The following is a 26,016-nucleotide window of genomic DNA, read 5'->3' on the forward strand; positions in this document are numbered from 1 at the left end:
GAATCTCCCTACATCCCTCTTTATCAAAGAGGGACTTTTTCTCCTCTCTTTCTTAAAGAGAGGTTGGGAGAGATTAATTAGAAATAGCCTTCTTGCTTTTTCTTTTCCATCGAGCCTGCTTCATCATGGTCAATCATACGACCTTGACGTTCAGAGCTTGTGGCAAGAAGCATTTCTTGAATAATTTCCGGTAAAGTATTAGCCGTTGATTCAACCGCACCCGTGAGTGGGTAACAGCCTAAAGTACGGAAACGTACCGATTTCATTTGTGGAACTTCACCTTCTTTTAAAGGCATACGTTCATCATCAACCATGATGAGTGTACCGCTACGTTCAACCACAGGACGTTCTGCAGCCAAATATAAAGGTACTAGTGGAATACTTTCTAAATAGATGTATTGCCAAATATCCAGCTCAGTCCAGTTTGACAATGGGAACACGCGAATACTTTCACCTTTGTTCACTTTACCGTTGTAAAGATTCCAAAGTTCAGGACGTTGGTTTTTAGGATCCCAACGATGCTTGCTATCACGGAAAGAATACACACGTTCTTTGGCACGTGATTTTTCTTCGTCACGACGTGCGCCACCAAAAGCGGCATCAAAACCATACTTATCCAGTGCTTGTTTTAAGCCCTGAGTTTTCATGATGTCGGTATATTTTGAACTGCCATGATCAAACGGATTGATTCCAGCGTCTTTACCTTCTTTATTTTGATGAACGATCAAATCGAAACCATGGGTTTTCGCCATGTTGTCACGGAAGGTGATCATCTCTTTGAATTTCCAGCCTGTATCGACATGCAATAGTGGGAATGGAAGTTTTGCAGGATAGAACGCTTTCAAGGCAAGATGCAGCATGACCGCTGAGTCTTTACCAATAGAATACAACATCACCGGATTTTCGAATTCGGCAGCTACTTCACGAATAATGTGAATACTCTCAGCTTCAAGCTGTTTAAGATGAGTAAGTCTTTCCTCATTTATTGACATCGACAACACCGATTACTAATTCGTGCTTATTACACATTCAACAATTGATATTCATTATAGAGATTTACTATTCACAACTATTGCTTGTTTTATTATATTGATATGCAAAATTATCATATAGAGCATAACTAATAATAACTATAAGTTTTCAAGCTATAGTAGACCCCTACCCGTTCAAAATGATTGCAAAGTTCTGGAAGATTTTAGCCTATTCACTCTTTGCCTGCGCAGCAGCTTCGCGCTGTTGCCTTAATTCAACACGCTTTTGAATTTCTGCACGCTCTAAATCATATTGCTTTTTATTCTCTGCATCGCTTTTTGCAGCTAAAAGTGCCATGCCAAGGATAAACACTGGAATGAGCAGCCCTAAGACCATTAATTTCCAAGGTATGGGCTTTTTATTCACTTCTGGTTGGCTCATAGGTGATTTAACTCAAATCTTGCTTTCTTCATTGTGCAACAATATAACAAAAAAGAGCCTCAATAATGAGACTCTTTTTCACAAAGATTAATCTAAAAATGACTTAGAAATTGCCCGTACATTGTGGGTTTTGACTTGCATCTTTCTGAGCATCGGTTAACACGATACCCGTAGCCGCTGACATATTTGCTTGAATGAAATCTACAGCATCTGCATTTTTACAAACGATCGTTTGCGTATGTGTTGCATTCGGCACGATAGTCAGCTTGTAGCCATCAGCATAAGTATTTTGCGGGAAATACTTTGTGGCATTTGCTTGCATATTTGCATACAACGCTTGTGTCATTGGAGGTAATACCGCTTGATCATTCGCCCCTTGAATAATAAATACTGGGGTTTTAATCACTTTTGCTGCGGTTGCATTAGTGGCTGGCTGATTATCCACTAAGAATTTCTGAACCACTGGATCGGTTTTAATTTTATTTAAATCAATTCCGTATTGGGCAATTAAATGTGTAGGGTCTTCATTTAAGAAAGCAAGTACCCCGACTTTAAATTGTTCTTGTAAACCATTCGCACTATTCGGGTCGGCATAACCTAAACATGCGCCATCATCGCCCGTACGGCCATAGGCTTTTTCTGCAATATCCGCCGCACCCGCAGTAAAGATATTTTTTAAATCGTAATTGGGTTGATATGCTTTAATACCTGAACTGGTCAGTGCTGCATAAGCCAACAACTCAGCATAACCATCTGCAATTTGACCAATTGCTGCTTGTCCTTGTGCTGCTGTAATTAAGTTGTTTGCAACTGCATAACGAACTTTTAGTAATTGTTCATCTAATCTATTCACACCCTTAGATTGATTATTTTCATCAAGATTCAACTGCGGATCGAGATAAATTTGAATAATTGTTCCTAAGCTTGATGCTGGCGCACCCGCAACTGCCCCTTTATAACTGCTATCAGTATTGGCAAATTCCGCAGTGCCCAAGGAAGCATGTCCACCTTGTGACTGACCAATCGACATCCATGCGCCATTTAACTGCGTACCATAATGATCCTTTGCTGCTTTAACTGCCGCAATTGCTGAGTTTGCGGCACTAGATAAGTTCAAATAAGGGTGTACACCTGGTGTACCCAAACCTTCATAATCTGGTGCAACTATCACGTAACCTGCTGCCAATAAGGTATCTGCAAGAATTTTAAAGCGAGGGTTAAGTAGATTTTTGCTTGGCGCACAGCCATCTCCACCTCCGACTGTACCATGCTCCCAAACCACAACTCGATAACCATCTTTAGGCTGAATGGCTTTTGGAAATAAAACCATGGCAGTGGCTGTTGCAGTTTTCCCTTGAACATTGGTCATATTATAGGTCATGACTTTAATCGATGAGCTATTCTCTACTGTATCTAAAGAATAATTCCCTTCAGATAAATAGGTTTTATTTGAATCGGCTACCGTATTATCGTCATCATCATTACAAGCTGTTAAAAATAGACTTGAAAGTGTCAATGTAAGTGCCAAAGCTATTTTCGTGCGCTTCATAAAATATCCTTTTTTAATCTTTATTTTTGGGCATGAAACTACATGCAGAATTATTAAGGCATAAAAAAAGTGCCCTGTATAGGACACTCTTTAACCATATGGTCATTTTAAACTATTAATTCTAAAAAAATTCCCATAAATATTATCATTCCTACCCAACGATTGTGACGGAATGCCCAAAAACATATTTGTGGATCACGATCTTTGGTTTTAACCGCTTGAAAGATAAAATCACCTGCAACTAAAATTAATGCAAGCATGCCAAATGGCATCAATAATTGCTCTAGAAATAAAGCAGTCGCAATTAAAATCAGGCTTAATATCTGCAACGCACCAATAATTTGAATATCGTAACGTCCAAATAAAATCGCGGTTGATTTCACTCCAATCTTTAAGTCATATTCACGGTCAGTAATGGCATATTGCGTATCATAAGCAACTGTCCATGCCAAATTACCAAAATATAATAGCCAGCAGGTTAATCCCAAAGGTTCTCCCACTGCGGTATAAGCCATAGGAATAGACCACGAAAATGCAGCCCCCAGAAAGACTTGCGGCAAATGGGTATAGCGCTTCATAAAGGGATAGATAAAAGCGAGAAATAGCGCACCAAAAGAACAATAGAAGGTTTCTATCGGTAAAAACAGCAGCATACATGCGCTGGCAAAAACCAGAATTAGAAACACATAAATCGCTTCTTTCGCACTAATGACTCCTGTTGCCAAAGGTCTATTTTTTGTTCGTTCAACGTGTGCATCGACTTTACGATCAGCGAAGTCATTAATCGCACAACCTGCCGCACGCATAAAAATGGTGCCCAAAATCATTGGAATTAAAATTCCTAAACTTGGCATTCCTTTATTCGCTATCCATAAAGCCCACATGGTTGGCCAAAAAACCAACTCTGTACCAATAGGTTTATCAAAACGACATAAATAATAATAAGCTTCTAAGCGTTCACGCCAAGTAATATGTTGCACCGTAGCCATGAAAATCCTTCAACAATTTCATAATTTGGTTTTGCGTAGATACTGCTCGAATGCAGGTAAGAACGTTTCTTGCACAATAAATTTACAACCATGCCAAGTATAACAACTTTGACGTGTCCAACCATCTTCCAGCCAAATCACACGGCGTTCACATGCTGGATTGGTGCGCTGAAACAAGAACCAGCCAATCGGTTTTGTGCCAATATGTTTAAACAGTCGTGCCCGACCTTGCAAACTTAGAATTGGAAAAATACTTTTCGCTTTGACCCAAGGCTGCTCTTCACAACCATACAGATAACTTTCTCGCACCCACGAGGTATGTTGTGGCGGCATTCTCATCCATTTCGCATTGATAAAATGCAGGCGCTGAAAATGCTCTTGAGTGGGCTGTACCCTAAATTTTCCACCCGCTAAATCCGTGAGTTGCTGCGTCAATGAACCTGAAGCATATAACCATGTTTTCAGTTCAGCTGGAATTTGCTGCTGCATAACCTTACCTGTTTAATTGATCTACTTTATGTTCAAACCCTTTTAGAGTTTATAAAGAATGTTATTGATTTAAGTTAAAGATCAATTATTAACAATTATCTGTTTTTGCAATGACTTCAAATTTTCCTTGTGGTGTTTTCACCAAAATAAACCCTTCTGCACTCAAGTAAAAACTTTGAGGATAATCATAATCGAGTGCCAATTCTGGGCTTTTTAGTGCAACAAACTCTGCCTGTTTATACCCTTCTGCTGTTCGACCAACTTCGACATAAGTCACCATTGAAAAGTTCAGTTTAAAACCTTTGTCATGGTCTTTGGGATCGATCCACGGATAAAAACTGGTGTGTTTCTTACGTTGAGCCATAAAGCTGATCTATTTTTTAAATAAAACAGATCATACAAAAAAAACCCGCGACAAGCGCGGGTTTTTTACAGTGAAATTCAGTTCAGAATCACAAGCTGTAGTACATATCAAATTCAACTGGGTGAGTTGTCGTATTTAAACGACGAACTTCTTCAGTTTTAAGTTCGATGTACGCATCAAGCATTTCTTTAGTGAATACGCCACCTTTCAATAAGAATTCGTTATCCGCTTGAAGTGCTTCAAGTGCCATATCTAGGCTATGCGCAACTGTAGGGATTTTCGCTTCTTCTTCTGGAGGAAGGTCATACAAGTTCTTGTCAGCAGCTTCACCTGGGTGAATCTTGTTTTGGATACCGTCGATACCCGCCATTAACAATGCTGCGAAACCTAAGTACGGGTTCATCATTGGATCTGGGAAACGAGCTTCGATACGCTTACCTTTAGGGCTAGAAACGTAAGGAATACGGATTGATGCAGAACGGTTACGCGCTGAGTATGCCAACATAATTGGTGCTTCAAAGTGCGGAACTAAACGCTTGTACGAGTTTGTAGAAGGGTTAGTAATTGCATTCAATGCACGAGCGTGCTTGATTACACCACCGATGAAGTAAAGCGCCATTTCTGAAAGACCAGCGTATTCATCACCAGCAAACAAGTTCTTGCCATCTTTAGAGATAGACATGTGAACGTGCATACCTGAACCGTTGTCACCTACCATTGGTTTAGGCATAAACGTTGCAGTTTTTGCATATTGGTGCGCAACGTTCCAAACAGCATATTTAAACTGTTGAACTTCGTCAGCTTTACGAACCATAGTGTTGAAGCTCACACCAATTTCTAATTGGCAAGATGCAACTTCGTGGTGATGTACTTCTACACGACCTGGGCCCATGATGTCTTCAATTTTCGCACACATTTCTGCACGCATGTCATGTGAAGAATCAACTGGAGGAACTGGGAAGTAACCACCTTTTACACGTGGACGGTGACCAGAGTTACCAGACTCGTAGTCTTTACCAGTAGACCAAGCAGCTTCTTCAGCGATTAATGTATGACGAGCGCCAGACATATCGATGTCCCACTTCACTTCGTCAAATACAAAGAATTCTGGTTCTGGACCAAAGAATGCAGTATCACCAATCCCTGTAGATTTTAGGTATTCTTCTGCACGGCGAGCGATAGAACGTGGATCACGGTCATAACCTTGACCAGTTGATGGCTCGATGACATCACAAGTAACAACTACTGTAGGCTCAGCGAAGAACGGGTCAATAAAACCAGTTTCAGCATCTGGGCGTAAAATCATGTCAGACGCTTCGATACCTTTCCAACCAGCAATTGAAGAACCGTCAAACATTTTACCGTCTTCAAACGTATCTTCATCAATTGTATCTGCTGGGTAAGTTACGTGTTGTTCCTTACCTTTAGTATCAGTAAAGCGGAAATCGACCCATTTTGCGCCACTTTCTTGGATGAGTTGAAGGACCTTGTTCGCCATGCTCATTTTGCTCCGATGATTTTTTGTTGCACCTGTGGAGTGCGTGTTAGTAGTTGGCAGTTATAAAGCAATTCTCGTACCAACTTTCAAAAAGCAAAGCTAAAACATTGAATTATTTATCAGAATACAAGATTTATAAACTTCGCTTCAAACCTATTATACTGTTTGAAAAATGAAATGCACCATATTCAAACATTTTCATTATTCAGCAATTAACCAAACCACAAAAGGAACCAAAATAGTGCATTAAAATACAAATGACATAATCCAGTGCATTTTTAAGCGTATTTTTTGACGCTTATGCCTTTTTTATTTATAGACCATAGATCCATCCATCAGAAAAGCTTATAAATAATATAGAATGCTATCCAAGCCCCCATAAAACCTCATACCTTTGAGCTGATTTAGTCGTCCCTATCCTTCATCTAATCATTTAAAACGGCGCTCAAGATCCAAAAGATGCACCACTTTATTGCCAGTACTCCTTATCTGATTAATATTTCTTCCATGCTTTGGGTAGAACAATAAAAATTTCAATAATGCCGTTTAGGACAAACGTTTAGCTTAAAAATTAAGTTCACTTTATAGACAACGCTGTTGTTTTAACCAATACTACCACTACCGTTGATTGTTCTAAGTCACTCTTTGTATAGGTATTCCAAGGATAATAGATCAACATGATTTCCCGTGGTTGCAACAATGAATCCTTTTAATACTGAATAAGTTAACAAGAAATAAAACTGCTTTTATTCTAGATTGATTCAAAAATATTAAAGAAATAGAAATAAGCAGCTGATCCAGAGGTCAAAATGAATAAAAAATTGTGTTTGGGTATTGGTCTTCTGCTCTCTTCAGTCAGTCAGAGTTATGCAGCAGATACGGCAGACTTAGCAAAACAGCTATCTAACCCTGTTGCGGCCATGGTGAGTGTGCCTTTTCAATTTAACTATGATGAGAAGATTGGTGCGAATGAAAACATTGAACGCTATCAGCTCAATATTCAGCCCGTCATTCCAATCAGTTTAAATGAAGATTGGAACTTAATTTCCCGTACTGTACTTCCTGTTCTTTATCAGACCTACGGCGATAACTCTAAATATGATGACTGGGGTACGGGCGATATTGTTCAAAGCCTATTCTTATCTCCTGTTAAATCCGGTCCAGGTGGAATAATTTGGGGTGTTGGACCTGCGATGTTATTACCCACCGCTTCTGAAAAAACCTTAGGCGCAGACCAGTGGGGACTCGGTCCCACAGCTGTAGCGCTAAAGCAAAAGAATGGCTGGACTTTTGGTGCGCTTGCTAACCATATTTGGGCGGTTGAACACAAGGACAATACCGAAGGTATAAATAGTACATTCTTCCAACCTTTTGTAAGCTATACCTACCCAAGTAGCTTAACCCTTGCCCTTAACAGTGAAATCACTTATGACTGGAACAGCGAAGATGCAACTGTGCCAATAAATGTAACAGCCACCAAAATTGTGAATTTAAATGGGCAGTTGATAAGCGTAGGTGGTGGTGTACGTTACTGGGCAGATGATACGACAGGTAGTGCCAAAGAATGGGGTGGTCGCCTAATTGCTTCCTTCATTTTCCCCAAATAATTTTGCATAACACTTGATGATAAACTGAATGGGAGATACTGATATCTCCCATTTTCACGACCGAGTACGTGTAGACCACCAACATAAAAATGAACCTAAAGTGACCAAAGCAGCACCCTGCCAAAATGACCATGAAAGCTCTAAATCAAGCAACTGCATCGCAATTAAAGAGGAAATAATGGGGGTGAAATAAGATGCGGCTGTCAGTAGTTGAATATTGCCATGCAAAATTCCAATGTTCCAAGCCGCATAACCCAATCCAAATGCAGCAGCACTAACGACCAAATAGACAAAACTCTGTAGTTGAAGTTCAGGAACTTGAAAATCACCCACCCAAAGATATTTAAGCCATAAAACCACAGAAGTTAGACAAAAAAATAGAGCGATTGCATTCTGACCATTACCTATTTTTTTTGTGAGTGTGCAATACGCGGCCCAGATAAAAGCACCGATAAATGCTAAAGCGTAGCTGATGGGGTTCACCGCAATATTCTGTATCAGTTGATTTAAGCTAAACTCGCCACTTCCGACTTGAACTTGAATAATGCCAAATAAAGTCAGCAACATTCCCACAATTACCCAAGGATGGAACTTTTGCTCTTTGGTTAAAATTAAAAGTAAAACGGTCAAACTCGGCCACAAATAATTCAAAATACTCACTTCAACGGCTTGTTGATTGTTTTGAGCAAATGCTAAAGAAAGTGATAGGCATAACTCATAGGCAACAAACAGAATTGAGCCAAAAATCAGATAAGCTTTAGGGAATAAATGCAATTTTGGTGGTTTAAATACGATCAATAAAAGAATAGAGCTTAAGCTGTAAATTAAACAGACCCCTAAAATTGGACCAAATCCATCCGTGACTTGTCTTAACAGCCCTACAATAGAAGCCCAGAACAAAAGAGCGCATAGCCCAATCGTAGTGGCAAAACGATGTGACATAATCCCCTACTTAACCCGTGTAAAATTCATGTGAATGTAGCAATAGTCAGATGAGGGAACAAGGTTTTTGTGGCAAAGACTAATCAATATAATTTAATCTAAGTTCTATCAAAATCGTACTGATAATACGAATACACAGTTTAAAATCACATACTTTGCCTTATCCTCTCTTACCCAAAAGAAATGTAATACAGTAAATATTTATCTGACAGAAAAATAATCATAAAGTCTAAAATTGACGTCCATGTTTAATTCGCACCTTGCACCAAATTTTGCTTGGGTAATAACTTACAACCACAAGATAAGGCATCATTGACTCGTGCAACTGCCTTCCCCATGACTAACATATGCGCATCTCCAGAAACAATAGTCGCGACCACTTTATGTAAGGGACAAGTCGCTTTATCTCCGACACAAGCAATCGCAATACCATCGACCAAAAAACTAGAATTGCCAGAAATTACTTTTCCACCACCTGTTGTTGGACATCCGACTGTTATATAAGGCATCGCCATAGCCTATCCCCTTATTGCCAATTACAATACTTCAAACTCAATTCTACGATTTTTTTTACGTCCCTCTATTGAGGCATTATCTGCGACAGGTTTTTCTGAACCTAATCCAGCCGTACTTAAACGTCCTGCAACAATCTCTTTCTGAATTAGATACGTTTTGACTGCTTCTGCGCGTGCCAAGCTCAATGCCACATTCTTTTTAGCATCACCAGAGCTGTCAGTATGACCAATAATTTTGACGTTCTTGTCTCGTACTTTATTTAATGCGACTGCCATCTCATCCAGAATTTTTGTTCCTATCGGAGTTAAAATGGCACTTCCAGATTCAAATTCTACAATTCGATCTTTCAAAGCATCATCTACGATTTTTTGTTCGGATTGATTAATCGAAAAACTTGTATTTACCCGATAAGGTGGCAGTACAAGGGATTGAAACATAGATGTAACTGGTTGAATTTCTGTTGGGTTCATCAGTTTTCCAGTTAATTCAACTTGCGTTCCTTTTACAGTTAACTTACCAGCTGTGATTTTTTTTAAATCAGAAGTAATCACCCGTGCCACAGTATCATCCCAAGCTGGGGGGGTGGCGACGGATCGTATTTGGATTTTATCAACAATCTGATCCTGCCCGTAAACAGCATACAATTTCTGTAAAATTGCCTGTTTACTGGTTTGATTAGCAACCACACCCTCTACAATAACAGGCTGTGCATAAAGCAAAGCACTAGATAAAAGCCCACATGCCAAGATGATATTTTTGTAAATCGTTCTATTTTTAAAATTCATTTTTCTATTAGCCGCGAATAAAGGTCTGTTTAAAAAATTTAATCCCTTGATTGAGACTTAATTGTCGCTCGCACAAAGCTTGTTCTAATACCGCTAGACCTGCATTTTGTTCTAAATAGCGATCAATCCATTCTGCATGAATCAGAGAAACCCAACGTTCAGCAGTAAAATTCTGCATAAAAATATCGCTAAGTGCTGAAATATCAGCACCTTGAAAACCAAAGAGTAAAATAGGTTCTTCGGCATGTAGCAGCCCAATCAAGACCTCAGTATTTTGGTTACCAATGAACAAATGAATTAAATTGACCCAAAATGCTGCTATTTCATAACGATAACGTGCATTATGTATGGGCAGAATCAACACCTTATTTAAATTGGCAACACCCACACTGAGAATAGGCTGTAATAATAATCCTAAGCCAATCATACTTTGCGCCAGCTGATAACTATTCATTTTCATTAAATTGGCAAATGAATACATGGTTTGATTATCAAAAAAATCTGGGCTGACATTAAGATTACAGCTCAGATTGTCACGACCAAAATTTGCTAATTGTTCTAGTAGCTGATCGGGTTCCTGAATCGCTTGCAGCTTTTTATTGGTTTGAAATAAATCAATTAACAAAGGTTTATACACAACAGGTGCATAGGACAAATTCTGTATTGGCTTCGGCACTTCAAGTAAATGGCACAACACCATTGGAAACTTTCGCCCCGAAGCATCTTCACTAACTTCTAAGTTAGCAAGTAACAGCGGTGATTCCATTGGATTAGCAATGAAAAAGTCTAAGCTTGGTAAAGCTTGATATGCTCTTTCGAAATCTGGTTTTTGCATCGCCAACTCTAATGCTTCCGTCATCCAGCGATCAATCATTTGAATAACATTAGACTGTCCCTTACTTTTTAAGAAGTCACCACGCGCTGGGCACTTGCCAAAATAAAAAGATGCCGTTTTATTTACTTGCATTGAGCCTCTCCCCTACTTCTTCTCAAGCCTCGTATCATTGTGGTTTTACTCCTAATAAAGCTTGCGAAGTAGATGCCAAATTTTGCGGTTCTGCTTTTATATTGACTTGCGTAGGTGCAACTTGTGCAGCAACAACCCGTACAGCTTTGTCCATCACTACTTTATCGACCAATTGCAGCCCTGCATAACCTCGACCAGCACCAACATTGCTACCACTATTACCGCTAATGAGGCGGAAATTTAATTTCACAGCAAGTGATGGATCTTGCGGGCTTGCCCAAGTCATTTCAAAACTACCGTTTTGTGGCTTTCTTTGCGCAGAATCAATCAAGCGGTTAATGCCATATTCACCTGGTGCCTCAAAAATAGTATGGGTTTGCCCTGCTAAGTCGACAGCAGTGATTCTGACACCGGGAATAGCACTCGGATTTGGCCAAATAAAATTCACCCACTGTTGTATTCCATTTTCATACACCATTCTTTGACCATCAATATCGATGCTATAAGACAGAAATTTTGGATTCGGTAATGGATAAAATTGGAAATTCGATTGATTCGCTGCAGCAGACGGCGCTGTTTGATTTAAATCACCCGTCGCTACACCATTCGCTGGTGCAACATAACTTTGAAAATTCATCACAAACTGTGGATTTAAACCTATACCTAAATCTTTCCATGTTTTAGATGACAACATATATCCACGTCGAATCACTAAAGGATCCAGACTTTCTTTAACAAAACGAGCGATACTGCCTGTTTCGCCAAAAATCTGTGCAATTTCAGCACTGGTCGCTTGTATCGTCGCACCCTGATTAAATGGATATTTTTGTCCCAAAGTCGTGCTAAATGGTTGATATGCCTGCATGACCCATAATTTATTCAGTTCATTTTGTGCAGGAGGCAATAAAGCATTAAAAGCTTGGGTTAATGGACTCACCAATAGACGTTGTAACACCTGCTGATCTGTCGCATTCAGCCCAACCATTAACTTTTCATCGACAATTTTCTGCGTAGTATTAAATACAGAAGCTTGTTCATTAATGGTTTGTTTAACGACGGTTAAAGCGCTTGGACCAATATCACCTGCATTTTTTAAATCATTAAACTTACTACGTACCTGAGAAAGGTTATTTAAATATTCATCCAGAAGAGACTGATTTTGCTGATCATCACGCTTACGTATTAGTTGGTAGAAAAATACAAACTCTTGCGATATTGGTCCTTGAGCCTGATTGATAGCTTTCTTTACGGCATCTTCGTTATTTTGTCTTAATATCGTCCGCTTGAACCATGCAACAAAACCTGTTTGTGGTGCTGCCAATTCAGCTTGTACAACAGGATTATCCCAGCTGGTTTCTTTAGTCACACGCTCGATTAATATTCTGATTGGTGAGTTTTGCGGTTCACCTAAGATTTCGACAATACGAGCATCACTTTTAAAGTCTGTTCCTTTCGCATAATGTACGGCATTCAGGAACTTTTTCCATTCTGCGATATATTCCTGCTTATACAACTGCGTGAGTTGTTTTCGAATTTGATCTGGGCTTCCAGTAAAAGTTAAATCATCCGACTGAGTCGTATTTAGCACCCAATCTTTTGTATCAGTCGGTTTATTCGCAGCATCTTCAATCGCTTGGTCAACGTAATCATTCCATGCCTTGTAAGTGAATACACCAGGTAGCGCATAGCCTCCCATTAACGTGGTCTTATTGCTTTCACCGACAATCTGACCAACAGTCAGTGCAGGGAAACGAACTGATGCCCGCATTTTAATTTCATTATAAACTCGGTCTCTGGCTGGCATACCACGCACTACAGCCACCATGACCTGACGTGTTTGATCCACCAATTGGGTATCGGCTTCTAATACAGGGAACTGTTTTTGATTGGCTAAAGACATTGCATAAGTTAAAATTTGCTCCGCTTTTTGCGTCAGCTCACTTTGCGGCATGGCTCCACGATTTGCCAATAACCAAGAACGCCAGAACTTTGTCACCTGATCACTGAGATGACTTGCATCCATATACTGTGGATTGCTCAGCATGATATACGCTTTTAAAGCATTATAAGCATCTTGAGGATTGGTATCAGACGGTTCAAAGTACTGTTGATTTTTATTGGCAGCCAATTGTTGAATTTGTACATTGACATGATTTGCCTTTAACGTGGCTTCATTACTTTTAACCCTTTGCAAATATTGCGCAATATTCTGCTGCGAAGGTTCCAGTACAATCTGCCGAATACCTTTTAAATATTCACCTTGTAATTTCTCACGCAATTCATTGCCTTGATATAAACCAAATGAAAATTTGAAAGGATGATCTTGATCAAAGGTATCTAATTGCTGCAATCGATTTTGTAGAATTAACAGGGCGTCTAATTGTGTCGCTAAATCATTTTCGGATGTTTTTTCCAACTGTTGGACTTTGTTTAGGTCCGCTTGCACATCCAAAATCAACTGCTGGTTATTACGATAAGACCAAACCCATACACCAAGTACCATAGCAACTGTTATTAAACCCACCATAAAGCCCAAGTAACGTTGGCGTTTACGCAAAGGATTAATATGCTGCTTAACTAAATTTTTATCTTTTAAAATTACATTTGAAAATAAACCTTTTAAAAAATAACCATGATTTTGCGCACTGATTTTCTTCGAGGCATCTTCAACATGTAGCCGATTCAAATCAAATTCTTGTGCAATTTGCTCAGTCATCGGGCTTTCAATGATGCCCTCTTGTAATGCACTGGTAAAATAGAAACCACGGAAAACAGGTTTAAATTGATAAGGGTTGTCTTCAAATAATGCGGCAATAAAGGTCTTTACCGCTGGTTTTAATGTTTTAAACTCGAGCGGAAATGTCATTACCCCAGGTGAAATATTTTGTGCATGGCGACGACTTAAATGCGTGGTACTTACGCTTTTTAAGCCATCAAATAGCGTATTATAATGTTGCTCAAATAAGTCTGAAGCATTGGGCGAAGAGTCAGCATGATATGGAAGTGTTGCACCCCACACTTGATCGAATTCCTGCCCCTCATAACATTCAAAAAACTCAGTAAAACCCGCAATCAAATCCATTTTCGTAAACACCACATAAACTGGTGCAAATACTTCTAATCGTTCGGTTAAGTCTTGAATCCGTGCTCTTAAATTTTTGGCTAGTTTTAGTGATTTCTCAGGACTCTGACTAATCAATTCGGCAATACTAACCACCACAATTAAGCCATTTACGGGTGCTTTCGGTCGATTTCTTTTCAATAGTTTAAGAAAACCAAGCCATTCACCATGATCCTCAGCATACACAGAATAACGACCTGCTGTATCCAATAAAACACCATCAGTTGAGAAAAACCAGTCACAGTTTCGGGTTCCGCTTAACCCCGCAGAGACCACTTTTTGATGGGATTCCTCAAATGGAAACTTCAATCCAGAATTATAAATCGCCGAACTTTTACCAGCTGCTGGATTACCAATCACCATATACCAAGGCAATTCATATAAAGCCGTATTCCCCTTTTTATCCCCCAACTTTGATTTGCGAATCAGTTGAATGGATTCTTTCATCTGCTGCTGAATCAGTCTTAATTCTTCATTATTTTTGGTTTGACTGTACTCAGATTCAGTTTCCTTGCCAATTGCTTCTGCAAGTTGCTCACCTTGCTGTTCATGCTTTCGACGTTGAATCAGCCAATAAATACCATAACCGATTAAACCTAAAAGATAGGCAATACACAGCATAATAAAGATATGCCGAGGCACCACATTAAATGAAGATATCAGAGCAACCAGTATGGAAAGTGCAATGATTGCTTTGGGATTGGTAATGTACTGCCACAAGTAGCCTAAAATTGTATACATTGTTATCTCGTCAATTTTAATATTCTTAAGTATTTAATTCTGATCATCATTATTCAGGCAGGAACACCACATGCGTGTCTGGAGCATCTAGACTGAACATAAAACTATGTATTGATTCGGATGCTTGTAGCCCAAGAAAAAATCCGAAAATCTTAGCCAAACTTTGCGTATGTCCTAAACTGTAATGACTATATAAGCAGTGATACGACTGTATGTTTGATGCACCAATATGTGTTGCTATTTGTTGAGCAACTTTGATTTGAGCAATATTGTCTGGCACCACAAAAAATGGAGTTTCGTTGGCATATTGTTCTAAATTCTCAATGCCTAATTTGGTAATAAAGTTCATTACATTGGTTTCATTTTCAACCAGTTCAATTACCTTGACTCTAGAGAGTTCAGATACTTGTAACGATTCGGCAGAAATACAACAACTACCAATAAACTCTGCAGGAATATATTGATCAATTGCCCATAGATGTTCGTCGATAATGTCCTGATCTATGGCTGAGTCAACCACCGTGATATATGAAACTTCATCCTTTTGGTGCTGAATATCTTTAAGTAGTTCAATCCATTCCACATAGGCATTTTCGGTACCCCAATAATGGTAATGCACGTTTATTTGTTGGACTAATAGCCCTAAACTCTGCAAGTATTCTTCAATCAATACATCACTCGATTGTTCATTCCAAACATGCAGTAAGTAATCGGAAAGTACGACATGAATATTCAACATATTGAGGCGAGGAACATCCATAACCACTGTTTGCTCTTCTTCATCTTCCTGATAATCGGAGCGAATCCAAGCAGGATGCATACGATATTCATAAGCAAGTTGCTGATCATAAAACATCGCTGAATTTTTCAAATGCTCCACAATAGTTAATAAGGGTGCACAATTTTCATTGAGTTCTGCCTGCATCAATGCCTGTATGCGTTGTTGAATTTCGCTTATCTCAGGGCGATCCACTTCATGGTCTAAAGTCTCATCGACAGGATCAGGCATTCGGTAAGATAAAATTGGATTACCCATCTGATTCACAAGTTTGGAATCCAATGCAGGTGCAGGCATCTCAGCCATTTTGGCAAATATTTCTTGGTTTCGCCCTAAAGCCGATTGCAACGATGCTGCATAAACATTTAAACGTAAATACTCAGGACACAGCTGATTTTGTGTATTTACACTGCCAGAAGATGAATGTGCTTCTATCAGTTGTGCATCTCGTTGCCTATTTTGTATAAATTGGTACAGCTTCCATAGGAGATAAGGACTGAGTACTACCAATGAAATCAAAAAAGGCATCAACACAAAATAAAGCAATAAATCTTGTGCTGTCGGTTCAAATTTAGCATCGCGCCAATAATAAATAATCAGCGTAGAACTTACGAAAAATATGCTTAAAACTGTACTGAATATAATTTTAAGCATTTTAGATCTCTCGTATTAACGCATAACAAAATTCGTTATGATCTTCTGTCAATGTCGGCATTAAGAAAGTTCCCTGCCCCAAACCTAATGATTGGTTTGCACCAATTTGAACTGCTTTTTTGTCAGTTCTTTTCAAAATTAAACGAACATCGACATGCAAAGTCGGGTCACACCAACTCTTAAAAATCTTTCGGAGTTGTTCGCTTAATCCTTTCCCAGGCAAATAATCTAAATAATGTGGGTAGGTTAAAGGCCCGATTTGAACTTCAATTTTTCCATCCACCTGACGAACTTTTTCGCCACAAAAAGTATTTAAACCCAAAGCATTTTTAGCCAAGCCACCCAAACTGGTTTTTTGAGCATCATTCAACTGAAAGGTTTCTACAATAAATTCTTTAATTTCGATCTTTTGCTTAAACACACAGCACAACATCGTTTTCAAGGCATGTACATTATTATTCTGTCCTTGCATTAATCCTGAAAACTCGGCAAAAAAATCTTCCAAGTCAGAAGGCTGATGTTGCTGGCGCACAAAACCATTCAATGCATGTAAAATCGTTAAATAGTGATTATTCTGATCAATTTCGTAACGAACGGGTAAGTTATATACCAGACTGGAATCGACATACTGAGCGGTCAACTTGTGATTAAAAAGTCCAATAAATTTCTGTACTTCATCACGTTGCTTGCGCGGTGATAACTTAATTTTCTGTGTATAGCTATACGGTAATGCCCCTTGTATCCCGAGCAATCCCACCATCAAGTTTTTGAGTTCAATTTTATCGTCTACTAGATTTAAGGACTCAAGCTCAGAAACAGGAAAGTTGAGCTGAATTGAGCTCTCAAAACTAAAATGATCCGCCCAATGTTGAACCTGATTAAAAATAGGATCATGCCGTAACAAGCGAGTCGTTTGGATAAACTCATAAGCCGTGGGTGTATGAAACAGACCATCAATTACAGAAGCTTCTTGCCACCAACGTTCTGAACGCATTGGTATAACTCCTGTCCTGATTGATCATCAAAAATAATTAAATCAACGAAACTGTTCATTTGTACTTTTAAGTTGAATACATAGCTCAATAACTGGCTAAAAATATATAAACTATGCCCCCGAAAGACTTCCGCTTTGATTGATACTTTGACTTTTATACCGCGGACAAAAGCTGGGAATGGCTTGATATTCATCATTTTATGGGTAGATTCAAATTCAATGCCCTGAATAGCATCAATCAATAGATGATTTTCTTTAGTATTTGATAAATTATATAAAGCCAACAATTCTTGAATATGGGGTACAGCATTTTCTTGCATTAATGTCATTAAATTCAAAGATAAGTGTGAAATCAGTCGCCACTGCTCTTCTTTATTTCCATTAAAAACATAACATGGGGTAGGTCGTTTTAAGACCTGTGCACGCCGAACCAAGCCTGTACCATTCATATTTAAAGTATGCTGACTCAGACTCATGCTCTCGTAAGGCAAATTACCATTCGAGCACAATAAGTTTGTACTAATAAAATCAGACTTGATTTCATGGGGATTCAAATGCCGAGAAATAATGGAATAACCCAATTCAATGTTCTTATGTTGGTATTGTTTTTGATTCAGTGCATAAAAATATCGCACATTCTCTTTATGGGCATGACTCATGGCAAAAAATGGTGAAATCGGATAGGTCACAGCATCCTGATCATGTTTTTCTCTCATCATTTGCATATTAAGAATTGAATAAACACGATAAAATTCAGGGTGATGTGCATCCGTTAAAATTGGATATTCTAATTTTCTATGATCTATCTTTTGGGGTTCGGCTTTTTTCTCAAACAAATTTACTGCGGGACTACTAAATAACTTGAAATTTGCAATATTCAAAGCTGAATAATTATGAACAATTGCAGGGTCAGTCAAATTGAGTTTTAAATGAACATGTAATTCAAATTGGCTATTTCGTTGTGTTAATTTTTTCAGTCCCTTTAAATTTAATTTAAGATAGTTGAATTTTTCTGAAAAGCAAAAATACTCCATTAAAAGCCGATAAGCATGATGGGTATGCTGATCAAGAGGCAATAGACTTTCATTTTCTGCAAAGCCCATCACTTCAAATGGATTCTCAATTGCTAAAGTCTGTTGACCTGATTTCAAGCTAAAACTGGTTTCAGATTTAAAAACTGCATCTAAAAACTGCAAAGGAAAATTTGAAATAGCATCTAAATAAATAGGCAAGACTTCATTGTCCAACCATGCTTCTGCCCCATTAAACGCTTCAAAAGAAAAAACCAAAGTGGCATTTTGATTCAAATGTAAATGTGAGCTCTGATTGGTCTTAAATTCCAGAGATTTCAATTGGAGGGGTAAGAGCTGCACAGCCATACTGGTTTTAAACTCACACTGCACCCCTTTTACACTTCGTGATTTCAGTGTTGTATTTTCTGGGACAATCGTACCTTCCGTAAGCTTCTTCTGTTTTTCTATATCTTCGAAACTCACCACGGTACAAGCAGGAAAATGTCTCAAATATTGAGGAAACATCACCTCAAATAATGACCGTGTAAACACGTCATAACTGTCTTCTAATTTTTTATCAATTCTTGCTGCAATTAACGAAAACGCTTGAATCAGCCGTTCAATGTGCGGGTCATCAATTTGCTCTTGATTTAGAGATAAACGTTGCGCAATTTTAGGATACTTTTTTGCAAATACTCTGGACTGTAGCGCAAACTCTTGCAACTGCTTTTCATAATAAGGTAAAAGTTCTTCGATCACAGCATTGTCCTTATACCTTAAGCTTGCGCAGAAATAACATATTGTTGCGTCGTTGGTTTCAACAATGCATCAAAAACGACGGGCTCATATAAGGGATGAATATTTAAATAAGCCTGAATGGTTAAACACAATGCCCCCATATTGTGACCATCTAAAAGCATCTCTACTTTGACTTGTTTTAAGCGTGGTTCATGTGCAGAAATAGATTGCTCTATCGACTGACAAATTTTATCGCGATCAAGAGGATTTGCGGTCGAAAGTCCAACAAAATCAATAATGCCAAATTGTACAATCGATTGTTTTGACAAAGGATAAGCATCAATAAGATGATCTAATTTTGCTATACGGCTGTTCAGTAAATCTTCAAGATCATTGGCGACTGACTGTCTTAATTCTTGAATTGAAAGTCCTTTTATACTTTCAGTTTCAGGAAGTAAGCGATCAAACAGCGTGGACTGAAAGCCGTAGGGGTGTAATTGTTCTAAACTCATGCTCATTATCTCAGTCAATTTATTCTGCATTCAAAAAATAGAGGACAACATTAGTTATCCTCTATGTATTGATCTGAGTTTAGTTACGCAGCATAAGATGCTGTATTATTCGATAATGACCATTTCTTGGTCACAGCACCTTTCGCAGTACCGTTAATATCTTGTTGATTATAGGTCCACTCAACTGCAGCATATTTCAAACCGAAAGTTTCAGTTGGCACACCCTCTTCATTCACACTTGGCGCAACACTTGAAACTAAAACATGCTTCAATTTAATTTGAAGATATTTAATACGCTTATCACCATTGGCACGGTAAAAATCGATTTGCACTTCATCAAAAGTGTAACCTGCTGAACACGCTTCCCATAGTTTCGGGCTAGTCGCATCAAGGTCTTTTACAAAGTGCATATCGGCATGTTCAACACGTTCAGCAGTGTGACCACCCACGCTAGATGAAGTTGCAGACTTAGGCTGACGAATATTGTGCGCCCAAGAGTTTACTTCTAACCAACCCTTGTGCTCTGAGTCACGTGACTCGCCATCAACTTTGTATTTACCTCGAAATTCGACGTATATATCTTTCATGAAATTATCCTATATTATAAAGTTCTTAATTATTGAGCTGTTCTTAATTTAATTAGAAGACTGAGGCAACTCAGTGACGAGTCGCAAAGATACGGACAACTCGTCCAGCTGGAAATGTGGTCTTAAAAAGACCACAGACTTGTAGTGACCAGGCTCTGCTGGATTTTCTACAACTTTCACGGAAGCTTCTCTTAATGGAAATTGGGCTTTTGCTTCTTGAGAAGCCCCATCATCCAAGAGCACATATTTTGCTAACCATTCATTTAAAAAGGCTTCGACATTGCCTGCCGATGCAAAACTACCCACTTTGTCACGCATCATGGCTTTTAAATAATGTGCAATACGAGAAACTGCCATAATGTATTGAATCTGGCTCGATAAAGCTGAATTGGCATTTGCAGTATCGCTGTCATATTTCTTTGGTTTTTGCGCGGATTGCGCACCAAAAAATGCTGCATAATCCGTGTTCTTACAATGTACCAATGGAATAAAGCCAAGATCACTTAGCTCTTTTTCGCGGCGGTCTGTAATCGCAATTTCAGTTGGACATTTGAATGCAACTTCACCATCGCTGGTTTTAAAGGTATGTACTGGTAAACCTTCTACCAATCCCCCGCCTTCTACGCCACGAATTGCAGCACACCAACCATGCATATCAAATGCATTGGTTAAACGTGTACCAAATGCATAAGCAGCATTCATCCATAAATATTCATCGTGGTTTTGACCCGAAACCTCTTCTACAAAATTAAAGCCTTCGGTTTGCATGCCTTGCTTTGGATCATAAGGTAAACGACCTAAAACACGTGGCATGGTTAATGCCACATAACGGGCATCATCACTTTCACGGAATGAACGCCACTGCACATATTCAGCGGTTTCAAAAATTTTTGATACATCTCGCGGTCGGTCAATATCAGTAAAAGATTCCAGACCTAACATATTGGCACTGGCAGCAGAGATAAACGGAGCATGAGATGCCGCAGCAACATGTGAGATTTGCTCTAACAAATACATATCTGCTGGGGTACGGTCAAATTCAAAATCACCAATCAAAGTTGCATACGGTGCTCCACCAAAGGAACCATATTCTTCTTCATAAATTTTCTTGAATAAGGTGCTTTGATCAAAATCTGTAGCGCTTTGAAAATCTTTAATCAACTCTTTTTTCGTGGTGTTTAATACCCGAATTTTAATGAGTGGATTTGAAGGTGATTCTTGGCAGAAGTAATATAATCCGCGCCATGTCGATTCGATTTTCTGAAACTCAGCATGATGCATAATTTGACTTAATTGTTTGGAAATTAAATCATCGATTTCGGCAATTCGCTTATCAATCGACATCGACATGTTGTCTGAAACCGTAATTGTTCCAGCCATAACTTCTTTTGCTAGTTCAGCGATGAGGCTTTTCGCACGGTCATGTTCTTCATCGTTTCGAGCAATACGGCTTTGCTCAACAATAGAATCAAGTAAAGTAAATTCTGCTGAACTATCTTGCACAGCAAGTGCAGATTGCATGTTATTCATTGTCCGCTCCCACATCTTGACTCAGTTGACGGACTTGTTCGGTATTTTTTAAAACGTCATCTAATAAATCTTCTAAACGTTCACTATTCGATATTTTGTTACGTAAATCCGTTAAACGCTCACGTGCTTCGACCAGTTTACGCAGAGGTTCAATTTGCTGTGCAATATTTTCAGGTCTAAAGTCATCCATTGATTTAAAGGTTAAATCAACTCCAAAGCGCCCACCCGTTTCAGAAAGCGTATTTTGTACCTGAAAAGTTGCTCGTGGCGAAAGTGATTCCATGACTTCATCAATATTTTCTAAATCAACATTCACGAACTTCTTATCTTTAAGTTTGGTTTTTTCCTGCTCCGAAGCTGCAGAAAAATCGCCTAAAACTCCAACGACAAAAGGGAGCTCCTTAATTTCTTTCCCCTCACCCACTTCTACGTCATAAGTAAGTTGGACACGCGGGGGGCGGATACGCTGCAATTTTTTTTGCACGCTTTCTCGTTTAGCCATGTTTTAAAGCCTTATATTTTAAATTGTTATAAACCCGCAAAAGGGTTGCTACTGCTATTTGTACTCGTATTGGTCGTATTGACTTTAACTGTCGCTGTACTTGCCTTCACCTTATTGGTTGTTACTGCTGCGGGTTTAGTTTTGGTCTTATTCTTTGTAGTTGTGCTAACTTTTGCTGATTTTTTTTTCGATGATTTTGATGTCGTTTGATTCTTTTCAGCATTATCTAAAGCAGTTTCTAATAAAACTGAGGCTGGTTTTGCCAAATCAATTGATCGAATGAGTTCATTTGCTGCTGGATAAGTAATGTCCGAACTGAGATAACGCATTTCTTTCTGACGCATTTGTTTTAATGCATCATTTGCAATATTGGTCGCTGCAAGAAACTTAACATCAGTCAGGGTATTACCTTGTACTTTTTCAGCTTCAAGCTGCTGTACCAGTGCTAAAGCTTTTTCGCTTCGACCAATTTGCTGAAAACGTTGCGCTGCTTGAACTAAATAACCATTTTTATTATCTGCATTTTTTTTATCGCAAATTTGGCTATATGTTTTTAATAAAACAGGATCATTTTCACCAGAAACTAACGGATTTTTCTTGATGCAACTTCGAGAAATATCAATATCTGAATTACTCGCAAGCGTACTCATAGATAAACTAGACAGCATTAAGCCTGCCCATAAGAGAATATTTGTCTTCAAAACAACCTCTATTATTAAGTATTTGTCTAAAGTTTTAACCCGTTTATTTACTGGTTTTTACTTTATGTATTTTTAAAGTACGCAGATTTAACTAAAAATCGACCACAATAGTCAAGACAAATTTGGTCAGTTAATGACATTTAATAAATTTAAATAACACTTTTTTTCTTAAAATTTATGATATATGATTCGCACGACTTTATACCAATTACTTAAAAACATAATTTTTCATGCTAGAAAGTTATGATTTTTTTGACTAAGAAAATTTGATTATTACTTTTTTATTAATAACTTAACCAACAAAAATATTCGTATGAAAGTAGTGATTCAAATCTTAGTCTCAAAAGCTGAGATCCATAATGAATAATTTAAAAGTTTTAATTACAAAACTGTCTATTCCTGCACGTGAAGCTTTAGAAAAGGCGGCGAACTTTTGTGTTTCTCAACAAAATTTTGAAATAGAGATTGAGCATTTACTGACTGAATTGATGAAACAAAATTCAGATAATGATCTGCAACTCATATTAAAAAAATACAAAATTGCGCATGAAGAACTTTTAAATGATTTAAGCCAAAGCATTGCATTATTGCCTAAAGGTAACACTCGTACCCCTATTTTTGCTTTGTCTATTGTTCGTTTATTTGAACAAGCTTGGTTAGTGGCCTCTGCTGAGAAAATACCTGTTATTCGGAGTAGCCATTTATTGGTTGCATTACTTACCGCGACTGATTTACACCAGATTGCAACCCGAGCATCTGTACACTTAACCATGTTGCCAATCGACACGATAAAACATCAGTTTTTAGACATTTGTCGAAACAGTACCGAATGTCATACAACACCAGCAGTACAAGATCTTCCCTCTAGTTCTATCCAACCATCAACTTCGCAGACACCTGCTTTAAATCAATACACCATCAACTTGACGCAAAAAGCACAAAACGGACAAATTGACCCTGTAATTGGACGCGAACATGAAATTCGCCTCATGCTCGATATTCTGATGCGACGTAGACAAAACAACCCGATTTTAACGGGCGAACCAGGCGTCGGAAAAACAGCGGTTGTTGAAGGACTGGCTTTAAAAATTGCACAAAATTCCGTTCCAGATGCGCTCAAAAATGTACAACTTCACACCTTAGATATGGGGTTATTACAAGCAGGAGCCAGTGTCAAAGGCGAGTTTGAAAACCGACTGAAACAAATTATTCAGGAAGTGCAACGTTCAAGTCATCCTATTATTTTATTTATTGATGAAGCACATACACTGATTGGTGCAGGAGGACAAGCGGGACAAAATGATGCTGCAAATTTACTTAAACCTGCACTAGCTCGTGGTGAACTGCGCACTATTGCTGCAACAACTTGGGCAGAATATAAACAATACTTTGAAAAAGATGCAGCCTTAAGTCGTCGCTTTCAAGTCATTCAAGTGGAGGAACCAACCGAAGCTGTCGCAATTGATATGCTACGCGCCATGATTCCAGTTATGACTGAACATTTTAAGTTACAAATTGATGATGAAGCAATTATAACCGCTGTTCATGCATCACATCGTTATATTACAGGGCGCCAACTCCCCGATAAGGCGATTAGCGTTTTAGACACTGCGGCTGCACGTGTCGCACTGACGCAGAATGCTCAACCTATTCAATTAGACCAATTTCAAGCGCAATTACACAATCTCAAATTAGAACTAAACATTCTACAGAATGAACACCAAAGTAATCCAATTCATGAAGAACGTCTGAACAGCATTCAAGAAAACATTCTGTCTTTAGAACAAAATATTCAAGTCATACAACAAAAATGGCAGCAAGAACTGGCTTTAGTCAAACAAATCCAAGCGCTGCAAGATGGTCAAACCGTTAACTGTAATGAGCAAATTGCTGAACTAAGATTCAAACTGCTCCAATTACAAGACAATAACCCCCTCGTGTTTGACCGTGTGAATGCCACCATCATCAATGAAATTATTTCTGATTGGACAGGTATTCCTGTAGGTAACATGGTCAGCGATGAAATTAAGCAAATACTGAACCTAAAAAGCAAACTTGAACAACGCGTCATGGGGCAAGATTATGCATTAAAACTGCTAGTTCAAGGCATTAAAACCGCTAAAGCCAAGCTTGAAGACCCCAATAAACCACAAGGTGTGTTTATGTTAGTGGGACCAAGTGGTGTAGGTAAGACCGAAACAGCACTGGCACTAGCACAGGAGTTATATGGCGGTGAATCGCACCTCATTACCATTAACATGTCCGAATACCAAGAAGCCCATACCGTTTCCTCGTTAAAAGGTTCGCCTCCGGGTTATGTCGGTTATGGTCAAGGTGGCGTATTGACCGAAGCGGTACGACGAAATCCGTATAGTGTTGTTTTACTGGATGAAATTGAAAAAGCACATCAAGATGTTCAAGAATTATTTTTCCAAGTCTTCGACAAAGGTACTCTAGAAGATGGTGAAGGACGTATCATTGATTTTAAAAATACTACGATCTTACTGACTTCAAATACAGGCTCTAGCAGCATCATGCAAGCCTGTCTAAATCATCCTGTCGAGCAATGGCCTACTGCTGAGCAACTACTTGATAAATTAAAACCAAGTTTATATCAGCAATTTAAACCTGCATTTTTAGGTCGCATGCAAATTGTTCCTTACTTCCCATTACATGATGATCTTTTAATTCAAATTATTGAGCATAAATTAGGAAAAATTATCCAGCGCATCGAGCAGCAATACAATGTGCAGGTTCAGTATAGTGATGATGTCAGTGAGCTATTACTTAGCCGTTGCACTGAAGTGGATAGCGGTGCCCGAAATGTAGATCATATTTTAAATGCTTCGATTCTGCCTGCTTTAGCAACGGAAATTTTACTGGCTTTAAGCGAGCAAAAGTTGCCAAATCAAATTTGCATAGACGTGCAAAATGACGAATTCATTTATGTTCTTGATCCCAATATTAAGCAAACTAAAAAGAAAAAAACCAAAACGGTCAAAGCTGAAACTGTATAAAACGTAAAT

Annotated in this window: 22 protein-coding genes; 2 read left to right on the forward strand and 20 right to left on the reverse strand. The window is 38.6% G+C overall.

What is annotated here, in order from left to right:
• Positions 1-77: 77 nt before the first annotated feature.
• The 7 genes from cysD to glnA form a co-directional block, all read right to left on the reverse strand.
• The gene (gene cysD, locus E0H87_RS07360; RefSeq protein ID WP_171065359.1) at positions 78-986 is read right to left on the reverse strand and encodes a sulfate adenylyltransferase subunit CysD; all 909 of its coding nucleotides are present in this window, start codon (positions 984-986) and stop codon (positions 78-80) included.
• A 214-nt stretch (positions 987-1,200) separates the two neighbouring features.
• Complete coding sequence (locus E0H87_RS07365) at positions 1,201-1,413, reverse strand: hypothetical protein (RefSeq protein WP_131323002.1); 213 nt, start codon at positions 1,411-1,413, stop codon at positions 1,201-1,203.
• 103 nt (positions 1,414-1,516) lie between these two features.
• Complete coding sequence (locus E0H87_RS07370; RefSeq protein WP_131323003.1) at positions 1,517-2,962, reverse strand: lipase family protein; 1,446 nt, start codon at positions 2,960-2,962, stop codon at positions 1,517-1,519.
• A gap of 107 nt (positions 2,963-3,069) precedes the next feature.
• Positions 3,070-3,951, reverse strand: coding sequence for a 4-hydroxybenzoate octaprenyltransferase (gene ubiA, locus E0H87_RS07375; protein ID WP_131323004.1), 882 nt, complete (start codon positions 3,949-3,951; stop codon positions 3,070-3,072).
• An 18-nt stretch (positions 3,952-3,969) separates the two neighbouring features.
• On the reverse strand, positions 3,970-4,440 hold the full coding sequence (locus E0H87_RS07380; protein ID WP_131323005.1) for a chorismate--pyruvate lyase family protein: 471 nt from the start codon (positions 4,438-4,440) through the stop codon (positions 3,970-3,972).
• 88 nt (positions 4,441-4,528) lie between these two features.
• On the reverse strand, positions 4,529-4,804 hold the full coding sequence (locus E0H87_RS07385; RefSeq protein ID WP_131323006.1) for a hypothetical protein: 276 nt from the start codon (positions 4,802-4,804) through the stop codon (positions 4,529-4,531).
• A gap of 88 nt (positions 4,805-4,892) precedes the next feature.
• Positions 4,893-6,308, reverse strand: a complete 1,416-nt coding sequence (gene glnA / locus E0H87_RS07390) for a type I glutamate--ammonia ligase (RefSeq protein WP_171458355.1) — start codon at positions 6,306-6,308, stop codon at positions 4,893-4,895.
• An 803-nt stretch (positions 6,309-7,111) separates the two neighbouring features.
• Here glnA and E0H87_RS07395 point away from each other — a divergent pair.
• A complete protein-coding gene (locus E0H87_RS07395; protein WP_131323008.1) occupies positions 7,112-7,909 on the forward strand; it encodes a transporter in 798 nt (265 codons plus the stop codon).
• Positions 7,910-7,963: 54 nt separating this feature from the next.
• On the opposite strand, the gene yddG is transcribed toward E0H87_RS07395, so the two are convergent.
• The 13 genes from yddG to E0H87_RS07460 all read right to left on the reverse strand — a co-directional run bounded on the left by yddG (position 7,964) and on the right by E0H87_RS07460 (position 22,990).
• Positions 7,964-8,851 (reverse strand): aromatic amino acid DMT transporter YddG, encoded by an 888-nt coding sequence (yddG, locus tag E0H87_RS07400; RefSeq protein WP_131323009.1) that lies wholly within the window; start codon positions 8,849-8,851, stop codon positions 7,964-7,966.
• Between the two features lie 248 nt (positions 8,852-9,099).
• On the reverse strand, positions 9,100-9,366 hold the full coding sequence (locus tag E0H87_RS07405; protein WP_131323010.1) for a PAAR domain-containing protein: 267 nt from the start codon (positions 9,364-9,366) through the stop codon (positions 9,100-9,102).
• Between the two features lie 21 nt (positions 9,367-9,387).
• Entirely contained in the window at positions 9,388-10,152 is a 765-nt protein-coding gene (locus E0H87_RS07410) for an OmpA family protein (protein WP_131323011.1), read from the reverse strand.
• A gap of 7 nt (positions 10,153-10,159) precedes the next feature.
• On the reverse strand, positions 10,160-11,119 hold the full coding sequence (tagF, locus tag E0H87_RS07415; protein WP_131323012.1) for a type VI secretion system-associated protein TagF: 960 nt from the start codon (positions 11,117-11,119) through the stop codon (positions 10,160-10,162).
• Between the two features lie 34 nt (positions 11,120-11,153).
• Positions 11,154-14,981: a type VI secretion system membrane subunit TssM gene (tssM, locus tag E0H87_RS07420; RefSeq protein ID WP_131323013.1), complete on the reverse strand. Its 3,828-nt coding sequence runs from the start codon at positions 14,979-14,981 to the stop codon at positions 11,154-11,156.
• Between the two features lie 49 nt (positions 14,982-15,030).
• Positions 15,031-16,413, reverse strand: a complete 1,383-nt coding sequence (locus tag E0H87_RS07425) for a hypothetical protein (RefSeq protein ID WP_131323014.1) — start codon at positions 16,411-16,413, stop codon at positions 15,031-15,033.
• Between the two features lies 1 nt (position 16,414).
• A complete protein-coding gene (gene tssG, locus E0H87_RS07430; protein ID WP_131323015.1) occupies positions 16,415-17,407 on the reverse strand; it encodes a type VI secretion system baseplate subunit TssG in 993 nt (330 codons plus the stop codon).
• Complete coding sequence (tssF, locus tag E0H87_RS07435) at positions 17,371-19,179, reverse strand: type VI secretion system baseplate subunit TssF (RefSeq protein ID WP_131323016.1); 1,809 nt, start codon at positions 19,177-19,179, stop codon at positions 17,371-17,373. Before tssF ends, tssG begins: the two co-directional genes overlap by 37 nt.
• Before the next feature lie 17 nt (positions 19,180-19,196).
• On the reverse strand, positions 19,197-19,670 hold the full coding sequence (gene tssE / locus E0H87_RS07440; protein WP_016165885.1) for a type VI secretion system baseplate subunit TssE: 474 nt from the start codon (positions 19,668-19,670) through the stop codon (positions 19,197-19,199).
• A gap of 83 nt (positions 19,671-19,753) precedes the next feature.
• Positions 19,754-20,257 carry an Hcp family type VI secretion system effector gene (locus tag E0H87_RS07445; RefSeq protein ID WP_016165884.1) on the reverse strand — a complete coding sequence of 168 codons (504 nt, stop codon included), beginning with the start codon at positions 20,255-20,257 and terminating at the stop codon, positions 19,754-19,756.
• Positions 20,258-20,305: 48 nt separating this feature from the next.
• The gene (gene tssC, locus E0H87_RS07450) at positions 20,306-21,787 is read right to left on the reverse strand and encodes a type VI secretion system contractile sheath large subunit (RefSeq protein ID WP_131323017.1); all 1,482 of its coding nucleotides are present in this window, start codon (positions 21,785-21,787) and stop codon (positions 20,306-20,308) included.
• Complete coding sequence (gene tssB, locus E0H87_RS07455) at positions 21,780-22,289, reverse strand: type VI secretion system contractile sheath small subunit (RefSeq protein WP_131323018.1); 510 nt, start codon at positions 22,287-22,289, stop codon at positions 21,780-21,782. The genes tssC and tssB overlap by 8 nt, the downstream gene beginning before the upstream one ends.
• Before the next feature lie 26 nt (positions 22,290-22,315).
• Positions 22,316-22,990, reverse strand: a complete 675-nt coding sequence (locus E0H87_RS07460; RefSeq protein ID WP_131323019.1) for a hypothetical protein — start codon at positions 22,988-22,990, stop codon at positions 22,316-22,318.
• 356 nt (positions 22,991-23,346) lie between these two features.
• Between E0H87_RS07460 and tssH the strand changes: the two genes are divergently transcribed.
• Positions 23,347-26,007 carry a type VI secretion system ATPase TssH gene (tssH, locus tag E0H87_RS07465; RefSeq protein WP_131323020.1) on the forward strand — a complete coding sequence of 887 codons (2,661 nt, stop codon included), beginning with the start codon at positions 23,347-23,349 and terminating at the stop codon, positions 26,005-26,007.
• Positions 26,008-26,016: the final 9 nt, after the last annotated feature.

Source organism: Acinetobacter sp. ANC 4178 (assembly GCF_004331175.1).
GTDB lineage: Bacteria > Pseudomonadota > Gammaproteobacteria > Pseudomonadales > Moraxellaceae > Acinetobacter.